This is a genomic window from Simplicispira suum, assembly GCF_003008595.1.
Lineage (GTDB): Bacteria > Pseudomonadota > Gammaproteobacteria > Burkholderiales > Burkholderiaceae_C > Simplicispira > Simplicispira suum.
Genome location: NZ_CP027669.1, coordinates 1,677,129 through 1,692,445, shown reverse-complemented (window position 1 = coordinate 1,692,445; position 15,317 = coordinate 1,677,129). Strand labels below are relative to the sequence as shown.

General features: G+C 64.2%; 15 protein-coding genes. 8 read left to right on the top strand and 7 right to left on the bottom strand.

From position 1 onward, the window contains the following. Positions 1–12: 12 nt before the first annotated feature. Genes mreC through mrdA form a run of 3 tightly spaced genes read left to right on the top strand, consistent with a single transcriptional unit; the run spans position 13 to position 3,412 of the window. Complete coding sequence (mreC, locus tag C6571_RS07915) at positions 13–957, top strand: rod shape-determining protein MreC (RefSeq protein WP_106446201.1); 945 nt, start codon at positions 13–15, stop codon at positions 955–957. Further along, positions 954–1,472: a rod shape-determining protein MreD gene (gene mreD, locus C6571_RS07910; RefSeq protein WP_106446200.1), complete on the top strand. Its 519-nt coding sequence runs from the start codon at positions 954–956 to the stop codon at positions 1,470–1,472. Before mreC ends, mreD begins: the two co-directional genes overlap by 4 nt. After that, a complete protein-coding gene (gene mrdA, locus C6571_RS07905) occupies positions 1,469–3,412 on the top strand; it encodes a penicillin-binding protein 2 (RefSeq protein ID WP_106446199.1) in 1,944 nt (647 codons plus the stop codon). The genes mreD and mrdA overlap by 4 nt, the downstream gene beginning before the upstream one ends. A 7-nt stretch (positions 3,413–3,419) precedes the next feature. Here the strand turns inward: mrdA and C6571_RS07900 are convergent, their stop codons facing one another. The 7 genes from C6571_RS07900 to C6571_RS07870 form a co-directional block, all read right to left on the bottom strand. After that, positions 3,420–4,304: a DMT family transporter gene (locus tag C6571_RS07900; RefSeq protein WP_106446198.1), complete on the bottom strand. Its 885-nt coding sequence runs from the start codon at positions 4,302–4,304 to the stop codon at positions 3,420–3,422. 51 nt (positions 4,305–4,355) lie between these two features. Next, positions 4,356–5,651: a DcaP family trimeric outer membrane transporter gene (locus tag C6571_RS07895; protein ID WP_106446197.1), complete on the bottom strand. Its 1,296-nt coding sequence runs from the start codon at positions 5,649–5,651 to the stop codon at positions 4,356–4,358. 32 nt (positions 5,652–5,683) lie between these two features. Continuing rightward, the gene (locus tag C6571_RS07890; RefSeq protein ID WP_106446196.1) at positions 5,684–6,427 is read right to left on the bottom strand and encodes an amino acid ABC transporter ATP-binding protein; all 744 of its coding nucleotides are present in this window, start codon (positions 6,425–6,427) and stop codon (positions 5,684–5,686) included. Continuing rightward, entirely contained in the window at positions 6,424–7,206 is a 783-nt protein-coding gene (locus C6571_RS07885) for an amino acid ABC transporter permease (RefSeq protein ID WP_106446195.1), read from the bottom strand. Before C6571_RS07885 ends, C6571_RS07890 begins: the two co-directional genes overlap by 4 nt. A 30-nt stretch (positions 7,207–7,236) precedes the next feature. Next, positions 7,237–8,001: an ABC transporter substrate-binding protein gene (locus tag C6571_RS07880; RefSeq protein WP_106446194.1), complete on the bottom strand. Its 765-nt coding sequence runs from the start codon at positions 7,999–8,001 to the stop codon at positions 7,237–7,239. Positions 8,002–8,166: 165 nt separating this feature from the next. Then, positions 8,167–8,925 (bottom strand): sulfite exporter TauE/SafE family protein, encoded by a 759-nt coding sequence (locus C6571_RS07875; RefSeq protein ID WP_106446193.1) that lies wholly within the window; start codon positions 8,923–8,925, stop codon positions 8,167–8,169. A gap of 259 nt (positions 8,926–9,184) precedes the next feature. After that, positions 9,185–10,858 (bottom strand): GMC family oxidoreductase, encoded by a 1,674-nt coding sequence (locus tag C6571_RS07870; protein ID WP_106446192.1) that lies wholly within the window; start codon positions 10,856–10,858, stop codon positions 9,185–9,187. A 211-nt stretch (positions 10,859–11,069) separates the two neighbouring features. Between C6571_RS07870 and C6571_RS07865 the strand changes: the two genes are divergently transcribed. The 5 genes from C6571_RS07865 (at position 11,070) to C6571_RS07840 (ending at position 15,313) form a co-directional block, all read left to right on the top strand. Next, positions 11,070–12,194, top strand: coding sequence for an MlaE family ABC transporter permease (locus tag C6571_RS07865; protein WP_106446191.1), 1,125 nt, complete (start codon positions 11,070–11,072; stop codon positions 12,192–12,194). A gap of 200 nt (positions 12,195–12,394) precedes the next feature. Further along, positions 12,395–13,216 (top strand): ABC transporter ATP-binding protein, encoded by an 822-nt coding sequence (locus C6571_RS07855; RefSeq protein WP_106446189.1) that lies wholly within the window; start codon positions 12,395–12,397, stop codon positions 13,214–13,216. After that, positions 13,216–14,196 (top strand): MlaD family protein, encoded by a 981-nt coding sequence (locus C6571_RS07850; protein WP_106446188.1) that lies wholly within the window; start codon positions 13,216–13,218, stop codon positions 14,194–14,196. Before C6571_RS07855 ends, C6571_RS07850 begins: the two co-directional genes overlap by 1 nt. Before the next feature lie 79 nt (positions 14,197–14,275). Next, positions 14,276–14,878, top strand: a complete 603-nt coding sequence (locus C6571_RS07845; RefSeq protein WP_245901451.1) for an ABC-type transport auxiliary lipoprotein family protein — start codon at positions 14,276–14,278, stop codon at positions 14,876–14,878. Positions 14,879–15,094: 216 nt separating this feature from the next. Further along, the gene (locus C6571_RS07840) at positions 15,095–15,313 is read left to right on the top strand and encodes a CsbD family protein (RefSeq protein ID WP_106446186.1); all 219 of its coding nucleotides are present in this window, start codon (positions 15,095–15,097) and stop codon (positions 15,311–15,313) included. The last annotated feature ends 4 nt before the right edge of the window (positions 15,314–15,317 follow it).

Sequence of the window (15,317 nt, the reverse complement as noted above, 5' to 3'; positions counted from 1 at the left end):
CCCGGAATCCGCATGCCGCACGGTACCCTTGAGCGAAGCGCCCCATCCTTCATGCGCCAGGGCCCGACGCCGCGCGCGCAGCTGATTCTCTACAGCGCTCTGGCGCTGTTTTTGATGGTGGCAGATGCTCGTTTTCGGATGACCGAGCCAATACGCAACGTCGTCGCCACCGCACTCTACCCCGTGCAATGGCTGATGCTGCAGCCGGTCGAGTTTCTCGGGCGCAGCACCAACTATGTGGAATCGCTTGAGGCCGCGCAGGCACAGACCAGGCAAGCGCAGCGCCTACTCCTGGAAGCCTCTTTGCGTGCCAACCAACTCGAAGAGCTGGAGCTTGAGAACGAGCGCCTGAGGCAGTTGCTTGAACTGCGTACGCGCACCAAGGTTTCGGCCCGTGCCGCACAGATTCTCTACGACACCGCCGACCCCTACAGCCGCCGGGTGGTGGTCGACGCCGGCCAGACTTCCGGCGTCGAGCCGGGCTCGCCGGTGGTGGATGCACTGGGAGTGCTCGGTCAGATCACGCGCGTACATCCGTTCTACAGCGAGGCGACTTTGCTGATCGACCGCGATCAAGCCATTCCTGTCGTCAATGTGCGTACTGGTCAGCGAGGCGTAGCCTTTGGCGACCCGGTGCTTAGCCACGGGGGCGGTATGGAACTGCGCTTCATGCAAGCCAGCGCCGATATCGAGGAGGGCGATCTGCTGACCACCAGCGGCATGGATCGCGTCTATCCGCCCGGTCTTCCCGTGGCCCGCGTCGTGCGCGTAGAGCGGCGTGCCGACCTCGCCTTTGCGCGTGTGTATTGCAAACCGCTGGCGCGCGTTCAGGGGGCGCGGCATGTGCTGTTGCTCTCACCCGCAGTCAACGACTTGCCCGCCGCCGAGATTCCGCTGGAACCCGCGCGGGCAGACAAGTCGGAGAAGAAGGACAAGAAAGAAAAGGCGCGCCCATGATCATGCCGCGCGGCCAATTGCTGCTGATGCCGGCCAATCCGGTGTTCCTTGCCGCCAGTCTCGCGGCTGCACTGGCGCTCAACATGCTGCCTCTTGGGCGCACGCCCTGGACGCCCGACCTGCTGATGATCTTGCTGGCCTTCTGGGGAATGCACCAGCCACTTCGCGTCGGCATGGGAACCGCATTCGCGCTGGGGCTGTGCATGGATGTTCAACAATCAGCCCTGCTCGGCCAGCATGCCTTGGCCTACGCCGTGCTGATGTACGGTGTGGCACTCACGCACCGGCGCCTGCACTGGTACAGCGCGGTGTCGCAGGCGCCGCAGATGGCCGGACTTTTTGCTCTATCCCATGCGGTGCAGGTCGTGGTGGGTTTGCTGGCAGGTGGCACGCTGCCCGGCTGGAGTGTGCTGGCGGCGCCCGCATTGGAGGCGCTGCTCTGGCCTCCGGCCAGTTGGCTGCTGCTGGCGCCACAGCGTCGGGCGCCCGAGCGCGATGAAAAGCGCAAACCATGACGGAATTGCGCAACGTAGAGGCCGACGCCTCACGCTTTCGCGCGCGGGTTCTGGTGGTTGGTGCAGTGGTTCTGCTGGCCTTCTGCCTGTTGGTAGCGCGCCTGGTGTTTCTGCAAGTCGTGCGCCACGAGGACCTCGCCGAGCAGGCCGAGAGCAACCGCACCGCCATCGTTCCCATCGTCCCGCACCGCGGCCTGATCGAGGACCGCAATGGTGTGGTGCTGGCGAACAACTATTCTGCCTACACGCTGGAAATTACGCCGTCCAAGGTGGGTGTGCTGGAAGACACCATCAACGCGCTGGCCGAGGTGGTGGACATCACGCCGCGCGACCGGCGCCGCTTCAAACGCCTGATGGAAGAATCGCGCAGCTTTGAATCGCTCCCGCTGCGCACGCGTCTGAGTGATGCCGAGGTGGCTCGGTTTGCGGCCCAGAATTACCGCTTCCCTGGCGTCGAAGTAAAAGCCCGCTTGTTTCGCAACTACCCCTTTGGCGAAGTCGCAAGCCACGCCATTGGCTATATTGGCCGTATCAATGAAACGGAGAAGGCGCGCATCCAGGATTCAGATGACGAAGCCAACTACCGGGGCACCGACTACATCGGCAAGCTGGGCATCGAACAGAGCTTTGAGCAGCAACTGCACGGCATCACGGGCGTGGAACAAATGGAGACATCGGCCGGTGGACGGGCGGTGCGGCGCCTGCAGAGCTTTCCCGCCACGCCGGGCAACACGGTCACCCTGACGCTGGACATCAAGTTGCAGCGCATGATCGAAGACCTGTTTGGGGACCGCCGCGGCGCGCTTGTGGCCATCGATCCACGCAACGGCGAGGTGCTGGCGCTGGTGAGCAAACCCACCTTCGATCCGAATCTGTTTGTTGAAGGCATCGACTTCGAGAACTGGGCCGCGCTCAACGAATCGCTCGACAAGCCCCTGCTCAACCGCGCCATCCGAGGCACCTACCCGCCGGGTTCCACCTACAAGCCCTTCATGGGACTGGCGGCACTGGAAACGGGCAAACGCACGCCCGGCTACATCACCCAGGACAACGGTTCCTGGACCTTTGGTGGCCACACCTTTCGCAGCCATGGCGACCACGGCCTGGGGCCGGTGGACATGTTTCGCAGCATCGTGCTTTCGAGCAACGTGTACTACTACCAGCTGGCCAACGACATGGGCGTCGACGCCATCCACGACTTCATGGCGCCACTGGGTTTTGGCCAGATCACCGGCATCGACCTGGGCGGTGAATTGCGTGGGGTGCTGCCGAGTCAGGCCTGGAAACGCAGTGCCTACAAACGCCCCGAACACCGTCGCTGGTACGCAGGCGAGACAATTTCTCTGGGCATCGGCCAGGGCTACAACACCTTCACCATGCTGCAACTGGCGCATGCCACGGCCACGCTGGCCAATGGTGGCGTGGCGTACCGCCCGCACCTTGGCATGTTCACCACCGACGTGATGACGCGAGAGCACCACCCGGTGGCACTCGAAGAGCCCCAGAACCTGGGCTTCAAGAAAGCCAATGTAGACGTGATCAAGCGTGCCATGGTGGGCGTCACGCAGGGCGGCACCGGCACTCGCGTGTTTGCCGGTGCGCGCTATGTTTCAGGGGGTAAGACCGGGACCGCGCAGGCCGTCACCATCGGGCAGAAAGACAAATACAACTCCAAGAAGCTCGAAGAGCACCAGCGCGATCACGCGCTCTATATCGCGTTCGCGCCCGCCGACGAGCCGCGCATCGCGGTGGCGGTGGTGGTGGAAAACGCTGGTTGGGGCGCGGGAGTGGCGGCTCCCATTGCACGGCGCGTCTTCGACTACTGGCTCAACGGCGAATATCCAAGTGAAGAAGATCTGGCCGCAGTGCGCAAAGGACTGGCCACAGCGCCCATTGGCAAGCCGCGCCGGGTTGAGGACATTCCGCTGACTGCCCCATAGGGTCCAACTATGGCCGCGCCAAAACCGGCGCCGGTTGCCATTGGCTCCAGATCAGCGCCAGCACCACCATGGCAGCGCCCAAAAGCGCCACCAGCCCCATGCGCTCGCCCAGCAGGGCCCAGGCCGTGAGTGCTGCGAAGACGGGCTCCAACCCGAACACGATGGCGCTGCGCAAAGCATCCACCCGCTGCTGGCCCCAGGCCTGCAGCGTTACCACCAGCACGCTGGCCAACACCCCCAGATAGATCAATGCCGCCCAGGACAGCGCATCCAAGGCATTCATGCCTGAGCGCCAGCCGCTCCCGTGGCGCGCAAGCAGCAACACAAAGGCAGCCAGGCACATCACGCTTGCCTGCGCTGCAGCCATGCGGGCCGCGCGCAAGGGCTTCGCCGCATGACGTCGCGCACACGCTTCCAGCAGCAGAATGTAGATGGCATAGAACAGCGTGCTGCATAGGGTCAGCGTATCGCCGAGGTTCCAGGGTTCATCTTCGTGGAACATCAAGGCCATGCCCACAGCCGCCAGCGCGCAAGCGGCCCACAGACGCCAACCATAGCTGCGGCGCAGCACCAGCATGGCAAGCACCGGAACGACCAGGACGTTCAGCCCGGTGACAAAGGCATTGCGGTTGCTGCTGGTGCGGCCCAGCCCCTCGATCTGCAACCAGAAGGCGATGAACAGCACCGTCCCCAGCAGCAGGCCCCATCTGCGCTCCTCAGACCGCATACCGCGCCACAGCGGTGCCAACACCAGCAAGGCGATGGCAAAACGCAGCCAGATGATCTGCAACGCATCCAACTGGACCGAAAGCAGCTTCATCGCCGGGAAGGTGGTGCCCCATACGGCGGTAACCAACAACAGGGCCGCCAGCCCGCGTTTTTCTGATTGCATGAAAAAAAGCTGGCCGCTTGCGCGGCCAGCCTCTGTGGGAAGGAGGAGAGATCAGTTGAAGATGTAGCGCGCTTGCAGATTCAAACGACTCAGGTTGCCCGTGTCGCCGCCAAAAGTGGTGCGGCGCCCACCCATGAGTTCGGTGCCCAATTCGACGTTCTTGATCGGCAGGTAGTACATGCCGATGTGCCACTGCGTCAGGCGCTCATTGCCTTCAAGACCGTAGGCGCTCACATAGGCATCGCCGACTCTGCGTGTGGAACGTACCGTGCCCACCGAAATGGTGCCGCGCAGCTGCTCGCTGAAGGCGTTGGACAGCCCCAGCACCACACCGCGTGCGCGGTCCAGGCGCAGGGTACCACCGTCAAGCACCGGGTAGTTTGCGCCGACCAGATAGGCGCCGTCACCGTCGCCGTCGACCTGCGTGTACTGCGCCATCAGCGTGGCGCTGCCCGTCAGCTTGTAGCTACCACCCACGCCAAAACCAAAGCCGCGCTTGCTGGCGCCGTCCACACGCTGCTCGTGCGAGAGGATGCGGGCATTGAGCGCGCCCCAGTCAAAGCCTTTGTCGACGCGCGCCACCAGATTGGGCGAATGCGCACCGTCGGAGGGCTCTTCCAACGCAAACTGGAACTTGGCCAGGTTGGGGTTGTTCCAGGTGTAGCGCACTTGCACCGGGCGGCGCGAGGTGGCGCCGGGCGGGCCATTGAAGTCCACCGTCTCGGGCAGGTTGTCGAGGTCCATGAACGTCGACCAGGTCTGTCCGATCAGCCAGCCAGCATATTCGCCATAGGCATGGCGCAAGCGCAGGCGGTTGCGGTTGCATTCGCTGCCGCAATAGCCATAGAAATCGGCTTCGATTTTGGTGTTGAACGCGCCGTTGCCCATGGGCGTGGAAGTTTCGAAACCAAAGCGCGAGGTCTGCCCGGTGAGCACGTTCTTGCCGGTCGAAGGGTGGGTGGAGGCCAGCGGCTGCTCGGGCAGATTGCTGAAGTTGTCTCCGGGAGCGGTGCTCTTGAAGTCCTTGATCAGGTTGGCTTCGGCAAAACCATAGACGCGAATCGAGGTCTCGCTGCCGGGCAGGCGGAAGCTCCCAGGCACGTCGCCGAGCACCACGGCGTCCTTTTGGCGCAGCTCAACGGTATCGAGGCGCTCGTTCCAGGCCGCAGCACTGGCGGCCGGCGCGGGCTGAGCCTGCTTCGCCTTGAGCTGGTCCAGCTCGGCGCGCAAGGCCTTGAGCTCGGCCCGCATGTCATTGAAATCCTGCGCGGATTGCGCAAACACCTGGCCCGACAGGCTGCACAGGCCGGCTGCCATCAAGGCAAGAAAGAGAGAGCTTCGTTTCATGGTAACTCCGGGGGGTAGAAAAGGTGGAGGATTCAGGCGCCCATGCGGCCTATGAATGCACGGATACGGTCGTTGGCGGGGTTACCAAAGAACGCTTCCGGCGGTGCGTCGTGCGCGATGCAGCCTTGATCGAAAAACAGCACACGGTCGGCCACTTCGCGTGCAAAACCCATTTCATGCGTGACGACGATCATGGTCATGCCGCCGTGGGCCAGTTCACGCATCACGTCCAGCACTTCCTGAACCATTTCCGGATCCAAGGCGGAAGTGGGCTCGTCGAACAGCATGACCTTGGGGTTCATGGCCAGAGCACGTGCAATGGCTACGCGCTGCTGTTGTCCGCCCGAGAGCTGCCACGGGTACTTGTGTGCATGCTCTTGCAGACCGACGCGGCGCAGCAGAACCATGGCCTGCGCATTGGCCTCGGCGCGGGCCGTGTGGCGCACGCGCCTTGGGGCGAGGGTGATGTTGTCAAGGACCGAGAGATGACCAAACAGATTGAACTGCTGGAATACCATGCCCACCTCGCAGCGCTGCTTTTGCAGTGTCGCGGTATCGTCGGAGACCACAACACCATCGATGGTGATGGTGCCGCTGTCGTGAGGTTCAAGCCGGTTGATGGCGCGCAGCAAGGTGCTTTTTCCCGACCCCGAGGCGCCAATAATGACCGTCACCTCGCCCGTGCTGAAGTGGGTGGAGACGTCGCGCAGCACCTGGTGGCTGCCGAAGGACTTGCACACATGGTCTGTAACGATGAAGGCTTGCGACGCGCTCATTTGCTGCGCCCTTCAACGTCAAACCGATACTCGATGGCGTTCGAGATCTGCGTCACCAGTGTGGTCAGCAGCAGATAGGTGACCGCCACCGTGGAGAGCGTTGCAATCGGCTGAAATGTGGCTGACTGAATGCGGTTGCCCACATTGGTGAGCTCGACCACACCGATCGCGTAGGCCAGAGACGAATCTTTGAGCAGCGCGACAAAATTGCTCACCAGCGGCGGCAGGGAAATTTTGAAAGCCTGCGGGAACACCACATCAAAAAATACATGGGCGTGGCCCAGCCCCAACGCGCGCGCGGCCTCTGTCTGTCCACGTGGCACGGCCAGCAGGCCGGCACGAATGGCCTCAGAGTTGTAGGCGCCGACGTTGAGCGACAAAGCAACGACGGCGGCGGCAAAATCTGGCAGATTCAACCCCGGCACCAGGGCGGGTAGGGCAAAGTAGACAAACAGAATCTGGACCAGCAGCGGTGTGCCGCGAATCGCCCAGATGTAGAAGCTGGCCACCCAGCGCAGCGCGCGCCAACGCGCGGTGCGCGCCAGGGCGGCACTGGTTCCAAGCAGCAGGCCCAGGGTGCCGCTCACCAGGGTGAGCCACAGCGTGGTGCGCGCACCGGCGGAAAACGCCTGCGCGTTCGAGCCTATGGGTTCGGGCAGAAAGGACAGCAACCAGCCGAGCGCAGCCAGCGCCACCACCATCAGCACCAGGGCGCTAATGAGCGTGGCGTTGCTGCGCTGCTGACGGCTCCAGCGCTGTGGCCAAAGGGCAACGAGCATGAAAAGAAAAAGACAGGAGTCTGTTCAAGCTCAGTGGCAGCGCACGTCTTCGTTGAAGTATTTCTTCGACAGCTCGGCGTAGCTGCCGTCGGCCTGAATCGCGGCCAGGCCTTGCGACCAGGCGTCTGCCAACGGCTGATTGCCCTTGGCCACGGCTGCAGCAATGCGCTCAATGAACAGCATGTCGCCAAGCTTGAAGCCCGCGTTGGGGTTTTTGTCAACAACGGCCTTGGCCACAAAGCGGTCGGTTACCCAGGCGTCCACACGGCGCGAATTGAGGGCGCTGCGCGCATCCACGTCGGTGGGAAAGTTCTTGACCTCTTTAACGGCAGATACTTTCTGCACATTTTCAAGGTAGCTGGTGCCGGTCTGCACGGCGACCACCTTGCCTGCCAGGTCCTTGCCAGTGCGAATGGCAGGGTCCATGGTGATGATCATGCCGCCCGAGCAGTAGTGCGGCGCAGTGAAGGTGACCGCTTTGGCGCGCTCATCGGTGATGCCGTGCGAAGCGATGACCAGGTCCCAGCGGTCCTGGCGCAGGCCGGTGAGCAGTGCGTCGAAGCCCAGCGTTTTCCACTGAATCTTCAGCCCCATTTTCTTGGCGACCAGCTCGGCCAATTCGACTTCAAAACCGGTCAGGGTCGTGCCGTTGAAATAGTTGAACGGGGCAAACTGGCCTTCGGTGGCAGCGATCAGCGTGCCGCTCTTCTTGACCTCGTCAAGGGGGCGCGCTTGCACGGAAAATACGGCGCACAAGGTCAGTGCAGTGCAGGCCAATGTTTTGAACAACTTCATCTTGTGTCCTGTCTGGGGTGATTTCAGGTACAAAAAATCCGGCCTGCGGTAGCGAAGCCGGAGCTTGGTGAATCGCCTGCCCGAGCGCTGCGTTTCACAGACTTCGGTGCGAACAAGGCCGCGATTATAAGTTTGTGAAATGCATCTCCCGATCAGGTATTTCCCTCAGCGCAGGAAGGCGTCGTAACCGGTTTTCAAAATCAGCGCGCTCACGACGAAGATGAAGATGGAGCGTACGAAACCCGTTCCGTGCTTGAGCGCCATGTGCGTACCGATCACGCTGCCCACCACATTGGCCACTGCCAGCGGCAGCGCAAAGTGCCACCAGACATGGCCTTTGGCGGTGAACAGAATCAGCGCGGCAATGTTGGTCGAAACATTCAGCAGCTTGGCGGATGCCGAAGCGTTAAGGAAGTCATATCCCAGCCAGCGGACAAACAGAAAAACGAAAAAACTGCCCGTCCCAGGGCCGAAAAATCCGTCGTAAAAACCAATCGACAAACCAATGGCGCTGGCGGCCAGCCATTCTGCGCGGCCGGTAAAGCGGGGGCGGTGGTGGCGACCCAGCTCCTTCTTGGCCACGGTGTACACCAGCACGGCAAACAGCACGAACGGCAGCATGCGGCGCAGGAAATCGGGCGAGAGCACCGTGACCGCCCAGGCCCCGGCAAAGGCGCCGACGAAGCCCGTCAGCGCCGCAGGCAGCAGCGCGCGCCAGCGGATCTGTACACGTCGGCTGTACTGCCAAGTGGCCATGGCCGTGCCCCAGATCGAGGCGCTTTTGTTGGTGCCCAGCAGCGTGGCCGGCGGCGCGCTGGGAAAGGTGGCGAACAAGGCCGGCAGCAAGACCAGACCGCCGCCGCCGACGACGGCATCAATGAAACCGGCGAGCAGCGAGGCCAGCGAAACGAGAATCCATTCCATTGGCGCGATTGTGTCAGGCGGCGGCCTCTGCCCAACCCCCGCTGCGTTCACAGAGAGCAAAAAAAAACGCCGGCTAGGCCGGCGTCTGAAAAAAGAAGGCACCTCGTCGGGTGCTCTGGAATCCTTGGTGTTGTTGGCGTTTGTCTCCTCAGCCCTCCCCGTGTTGGCAGCCCGTGGGCGCCATCGAGTGGGGCAACTGTAGGGGCCAGGCGAGCATTCGGCCATAGGGAATTTCCCCCGGAAAACGCCATGCCTTACGTCAAGCGCCATGGTCCTTCGCAATCCAGCGCGCGGCTTTCTCGGCAATCATCAAGGTCGGCGCATTGGTATTGCCGCTGGTGATGGTGGGCATGGCGCCAGCGTCCACGACGCGCAGCCCGGCAATGCCGCGCACGCGAAGGCGCGGGTCGAGCACCGCCTGCGGATCGTCCGCACGGCCCATGGCGGTGGTGCCCACGGGGTGGAAGATGGTGGTGGCGATGTCCCCGGCCAGGCGAGCCAGTTCTTCGTCACTTTGGTATTGCACGCCGGGCTTGAACTCCTCGGGCTGGTAGCGCGCCAGAGCAGGTTGCGAGACGATGCGCCGGGCCAGACGCAGGCTGTCGGCGGCCACCTGCCGGTCTTCCTGCGTGCTCAGGTAGTTGGGGGCAATGGCAGGGGCGTCCTGGAAACGCGGGCTTTTGATCTGCACGCTGCCGCGGCTGCTCGGGTTCAGATTGCACACGCTCGCCGTGAATGCGGCAAACGAATGCAGCGGGTCGCCAAAGGCATCGAGCGAGAGCGGCTGGACGTGGAACTCGAGATTGGCGTGCTCGCGCTCGGGCGAACTGCGCGCGAACGCGCCCAGCTGCGAAGGCGCCATGCTCATCGGACCGCTGCGGGTGACCGCGTATTCCAGGCCAATGCGCGCCTTGCCCAGGAGCGATCCGGCGAGTTTGTTCAGCGTCTTCACCCCTTGGACCTTGAAGACCGAACGAATCTGCAAATGGTCTTGCAGGTTGGCTCCAACTCCAGGCAACTCGTGCGCCACCGCAATGCCATGCGCCGCCAGTAGAGCCGCCGGCCCGATGCCCGAGAGTTGGAGCAACTGGGGCGAATTGATGGAGCCAGCGGCCAGCACCACCTCGCAGCGGGCAAATGCCTTCACCATCTCCTGACCCGTCCAGATTTCCGCACCCTGGCAGCGCTGGCTGCCATCGGGGAGTTTTTCCAGCAGCAGTCGCGTTGCCTGCGCGCCGGTCCACAGATCGAAATTGGGCCGCTCGCTGCAGGCCGGGCGCAAAAAGGCTTTGGCGGTGTTCCAGCGCCAGCCCTTTTTCTGATTGACCTCGAAGTAGCCCACACCCTCGTTGTCACCGCCATTGAAGTCCTGGGTGGCCGGAATGCCGGCCTGCTGCGCGGCCAGCGCAAACGCGTCCAGCACGTCCCAGCGCAGGCGCTGCTTCTCGACGCGCCACTCGCCGCTGCCGCCCAGGCGGGGGTGGCCATGCAGGCGGGCAAACGCCTCGTCGGCCTGACCGGAGGCATCGAGTCGCCAATGGTTCTCGTGGCGGCGAAAATCAGGCAGCGCCTGCTCCCAGCGCCATTCTTCTTCGCCGGTGAGCGCCGCCCACTGGTCGTAGTCGCGTGCCTGGCCGCGCATGTAGATCATGCCGTTGATGCTGCTGCAACCGCCCAGCGTCTTGCCGCGCGGGTAGCGCAGCGTGCGGCCGTTGAGCCCAGGATCCGGCTCGGTCTGATACAGCCAGTCGGTACGCGGGTTGCCGATGCAATACAGGTAGCCCACCGGAATGTGAATCCAGTGGTAGTTGTCCTTGCCGCCGGCTTCCACCAGCAAAACGCGGCGGCGTGGGTCTGCGCTGAGCCGGTTGGCCAGCAGGGCGCCGGCGGTGCCGCCACCGATGACGATGTAGTCGTATGTGGTATCGCTCATGCAGAGGTCCAAAGATGGCGTGAAATGTGACGGAATTGCCATGAAAAGCTACTTATTCAATAGCAATCAGGGCTTGCGACATATGCGCAAACGCCCCATTTTGATACGATTTTCTCTGTATGTGCAGGCGTTCTGCTGACGGTCGCCCGCTGCCGCTACCATGCATCCTCCCGCATGCGCAACGCCGCGCGCTCCACGCTCCGCCCCTGCAATGCCCGATACCGCTCCCCGACTGACACGCCAGGACACGCCCCAAGGCCCGTGCATGCAACTGCACGGGCGCTGGGGTGCGGCCGACATCGGCGCACGCAGACGCTGGCGGTCGCTGCGTGCCGAACTGGCCGCCGCACCGCCGCAGGCCCAGCTGGGTTGGGACCTGAGTGGCCTTGACTGGCTGGACCATGTTGGTGCGCAACTGCTGTGGAACCATTGGGGCCGCGCCTGGCCCCAGCGCCTGAAGCTCGACGCCACGCAGCGCTCCATCCTCGAGCGCGTCGCGTCGCTCACCACCGAAGCGCCACCGCCCGAGCCCTGGTCGTTCGCCCAGCAGATCGACGCGCTGGGGGTGCTGGTACTGCACGCCGTCGATCATCTGCAGCGCATGCTGATCCTGATCGGCCAGTTGCTGCTCGACAGCCTGCGCGTGCTGCGCGCGCCGCACCGCGCGCCCTGGCGCGATATCTCGGGCCACCTCTACCGCATGGGCGCGACCGCCTTGCCGATTACCGCGCTTGTCGGCTTTTTGATCGGCGTGGTGCTGGCCTACCTGATGAGCCTGCAACTGCGCCAGTTTGGCGCCGAGGCGTTTATCGTCAACATTCTGGGCATCTCGCTGATTCGCGAACTCGGCCCCATGCTGGCCGCCATTCTGGTGGCCGGGCGCTCGGGCTCGGCGATCACGGCGCAGATCGGCGTCATGCGTGTCACCGAAGAACTCGACGCCATGCGCGTCATGGGCATTCCTCAGGGGTTTCGGCTGGTGATGCCGCGCGCGGTGGCTCTCGCCATTGCCATGCCGCTGCTGAGCGTATGGACCACGCTGGCAGCCCTGACCGGCGGCATGCTGGCGGCAGACGCGGCCATGGACGTCTCGCCGGCCTATTTTTTGCAAGCACTGCCCAACGCGGTGAACACTGGCAACCTGACGCTGGCGCTCTCGAAATCGGTGGTGTTCGGCACGCTGATTGCTCTGGTGGGCTGCCACTGGGGGCTCCGGGTCAAGCCGAACACGCAAAGCCTGGGTGCCGGCACGACCGCGTCGGTGGTGTCCTCGATCACCGTGGTCATCATCGTGGACGCGCTCTTCGCCGTGGCCTTCAAGAGTGTGGGGTTTTGAAATGAAGCATCCCCCCGAGTCGCCTTTGTCGCATTCCCCCATCTCCCGCATTGCTGCGCGATGCGGGAAGGGGGATGCCGCCAGCGCCCGAAGTGCAAACGACATCTGCATGTCGTGGCGGCCCTTGCGCGGCAGCCGCTGGCTTGGACCGCGCCAGTTGCTTGCGATCCGGGTGGTTCGCCGCGCCACGGAAAACTGAGATGGCGGACTTGTCCAACGTCCCAGCTGCCGCCTCCCGCGCTGAGCCCGTGGTGCGCATCGAAGGTCTGCAGACCACCTTTGGCAAGGGCGCGGAGGCCTATACCGTGCACCAGGATCTGTCGCTCACGGTGCAGCGCGGCGAGATTCTGGCGCTGGTGGGCGGCTCGGGCACCGGGAAAACGGTGTTGCTGCGCCAGATGCTGGGCCTGCTGCACCCCGCGCGGGGCAGCGTCACGGTGCTGGGTCGGCCGGCGTTGGAGATGGGCGGCCAAGGCGCGGCCAGCCGCGTGGGCATGCTGTTTCAGCACGGCGCGCTGTTTTCCGCCTTCAACGTGCTCGACAACGTGGCTTTTGCGCTGCGCGAGCAGGGCACGCTGCCCGCCGAACTGGTGCGCGATGCGGCACTGGTCAAGCTGCAGATGGTCGGGCTCAAACCCGAGCACGCCACGCGCATGCCGGCCGATCTGTCGGGCGGCATGATCAAGCGCGTGGCGCTGGCGCGTGCGCTCATCATGGACCCGCCTTTGCTTCTGCTCGACGAGCCCACCGCCGGGCTGGACCCCAATGGCGCCGATGAATTCTGCGAATTGGTGCGCGAACTGCACGACGCATTGGAAACCACCATGGTGATGGTCACGCACGACCTCGATACCTTGTTTGCGCTCGCCACGCGCGTGGCCGTGCTGGCCGACCGCAAAGTCATCGTGACCGGGACGCCGACCGAGGTGGCACATTTCCCGCATCCCTTCGTGAAGCAATTTTTTCTGGGTGAGCGCGGCCGCCGCGCCATGGCGCCGGTGCAAGCCGGCAAGGAGACCTGATGGAAAACAAATCCCACGCGCTCGCCGCCGGGTTGTTCGTGCTGGCGGTCAGCGCCATGGTGGTGGCGCTGGCCATGTGGCTTACCCGCGACAACGGCGACTACGTCGCCTACGAGTTGACCACGCGCGACGGCGTCAGCGGCCTGCAGCCCCAGGCCGCCGTGCGCTACAAGGGCGTGGCGGTGGGCAAGGTCACGCACATCGGTTTTGACCCACAGGTCAGCGGCAACGTGCTGATCCGTATCGCCGTGGACGACGACGCACCCATCACCCCCACCACCTTTGCCACGTTGGGCTACCAGGGCGTTACGGGCTTGTCGTACATCCTGCTTGACGACGCTGGCAAGGCCCACCCGCCCTTGCCCCCTGGGCCGAGCGGTCTGCCTCGTTTGCCACTGCACTCGTCCCCCTTTGCCCAACTCTCCGAGCAAGGACCGGTGATCCTGGGTCAGGTGCAGGAAGCGAGCAAACGGATCAACCAATTGCTCGCCGACGACAACCAAAAGCGCTTCTCGCAAGCACTGATGAATATCGGCAATGCGGCGTCCAGCCTCGATGTGCTCGCGCGGCGGATCGACCGCAGCGTGACCGAGCGCCTCGACCCCGCCCTGGCCGCGCTGCCCGCACTCGCCAAGGACGCCAGCGGCGCGGTGCAGTCGCTGAAGAAGGCGGGCGACCAGGTTTCGGTGATGGCCGATACCTTCGGCCAGACCGCGCAGCGCCTCAACGCCCCCGGCGGGCCCATCGAGCAGGCCGCGCGCGGGGCGCAAACCTTCTCGCAGGCGGCCGACCGGCTCAAGGCCAGCACACTGCCCAGCCTGGAGCGCGCTGCCGACGACACGGGCCGCGCAGCGCGCCAGATCACCCGCACGGCCGCCGACGTCAGCGCCAACCCCCAGGGCTTCATCTATGGATCCGGCCCGGCCCGCCCTGGGCCGGGTGAACCGGGTTTTGTAGCCCCGGCCCGCAACCCGCAGTGAGTGCACCATGAATACTATGAAAAATATAGCTGTTAGCGCCCTACGGATAAGCGTTGGAGCCATTTTTTGCTTGACTTTTTTGGCTGCATGCTCGGCCTTGCCAGCGCCGCCGGTGCCCCCCGTGGTGTACGACTTTGGCCCAGGTGCGAGCCGGGCGCCAGCGCAGGGCGCGGCAACAGCGCCGCAGCGCGCGCCGCTGGTGCTGGCCGATGTCGAGAGCCCCGGCCTGCCAGAGGGCAGCACCGCCCTGCACTACCGCCTGGGCTATGACGACGCCCGGCAACTGCGCGCCTACCAGCGTGCCCGCTGGAGCCAGCCGCCAGGCCGGCTGGTGCAACAAAGCGTGGCCGGCGAACTCGGCGCAGAGCGCGCCGTGCTGGGTTTGCGCGCCGCACGCGAAGCCGCGCGCGAAGGCAACGGCAGTCTGCTGGTGCTGCGCATCGAGCTGGAGGAATTCAGCCAGGTCTTCAGCGCGCCCAGCCAAAGCGAGGGCGTGCTGCGCCTGCGCGCCACGCTCGCTGAACCCACACCCCAGGGCGAGCGCCTGCGCGCCCAGCGCGTCTTCGAAGCGCACCAGAGCGCCCCCAGCGCCGATGCGGCGGGCGGCGCCGCTGCCTTGGCGCAGGCGGCACGCCAGGCGGCGCGCGAGCTGTCCGCCTGGGTGGACCGCACGGCGCCCTGAGCGCGCTCGCCAGACGGTACCCGGAGCGCCTCGCACGCTCCGCAGCGCACCGCTTTTGCCGCCGACTGCGCGGCGCGACTTCGTCTGACAGCGCCGACCGCCGGCCGACTACGCCGTGCCAGGCGACACGTTTCTACAGTGAGCCCATCGAGTCAGGCATTGGTTTTCGCCGCTTCCGGCGAAAGGCCTGATCCGTGACACGAAGAGGAACACGACATGAACGAAGACCGCATCAAGGGCAACTGGAAGCAATTCACCGGCAAGGTACAGGAGCAGTGGGGCAAGCTGACCAACGACGATCTGGACGTCATCGATGGCAAGCGCGAGCAGTTCATCGGCAAGCTCCAGGAGCGCGAAGGCCTGGCCAGGGACGCGGCGGAGAAGCAGTTGAAAGACTGGCATACCCGCAACCCCGATTTCCGCTTCAACGACTAAGCCA

Coding starts and splice junctions, on each gene's coding strand:
- C6571_RS07880 (WP_106446194.1), bottom strand. CDS start 8,001: ATGAAGTTGTTCAAAACATTGGCCTGCACTGCACTGACCTTGTGCGCC.
- C6571_RS07850 (WP_106446188.1), top strand. CDS start 13,216: ATGGAAAACAAATCCCACGCGCTCGCCGCCGGGTTGTTCGTGCTGGCG.
- C6571_RS07900 (WP_106446198.1), bottom strand. CDS start 4,304: ATGCAATCAGAAAAACGCGGGCTGGCGGCCCTGTTGTTGGTTACCGCC.
- C6571_RS07885 (WP_106446195.1), bottom strand. CDS start 7,206: ATGCTCGTTGCCCTTTGGCCACAGCGCTGGAGCCGTCAGCAGCGCAGC.
- C6571_RS07855 (WP_106446189.1), top strand. CDS start 12,395: ATGGCGGACTTGTCCAACGTCCCAGCTGCCGCCTCCCGCGCTGAGCCC.
- C6571_RS07870 (WP_106446192.1), bottom strand. CDS start 10,858: ATGAGCGATACCACATACGACTACATCGTCATCGGTGGCGGCACCGCC.
- mreD (WP_106446200.1), top strand. CDS start 954: ATGATCATGCCGCGCGGCCAATTGCTGCTGATGCCGGCCAATCCGGTG.
- C6571_RS07890 (WP_106446196.1), bottom strand. CDS start 6,427: ATGAGCGCGTCGCAAGCCTTCATCGTTACAGACCATGTGTGCAAGTCC.
- C6571_RS07895 (WP_106446197.1), bottom strand. CDS start 5,651: ATGAAACGAAGCTCTCTCTTTCTTGCCTTGATGGCAGCCGGCCTGTGC.
- C6571_RS07875 (WP_106446193.1), bottom strand. CDS start 8,925: ATGGAATGGATTCTCGTTTCGCTGGCCTCGCTGCTCGCCGGTTTCATT.
- mreC (WP_106446201.1), top strand. CDS start 13: ATGCCGCACGGTACCCTTGAGCGAAGCGCCCCATCCTTCATGCGCCAG.
- mrdA (WP_106446199.1), top strand. CDS start 1,469: ATGACGGAATTGCGCAACGTAGAGGCCGACGCCTCACGCTTTCGCGCG.
- C6571_RS07865 (WP_106446191.1), top strand. CDS start 11,070: ATGCCCGATACCGCTCCCCGACTGACACGCCAGGACACGCCCCAAGGC.
- C6571_RS07840 (WP_106446186.1), top strand. CDS start 15,095: ATGAACGAAGACCGCATCAAGGGCAACTGGAAGCAATTCACCGGCAAG.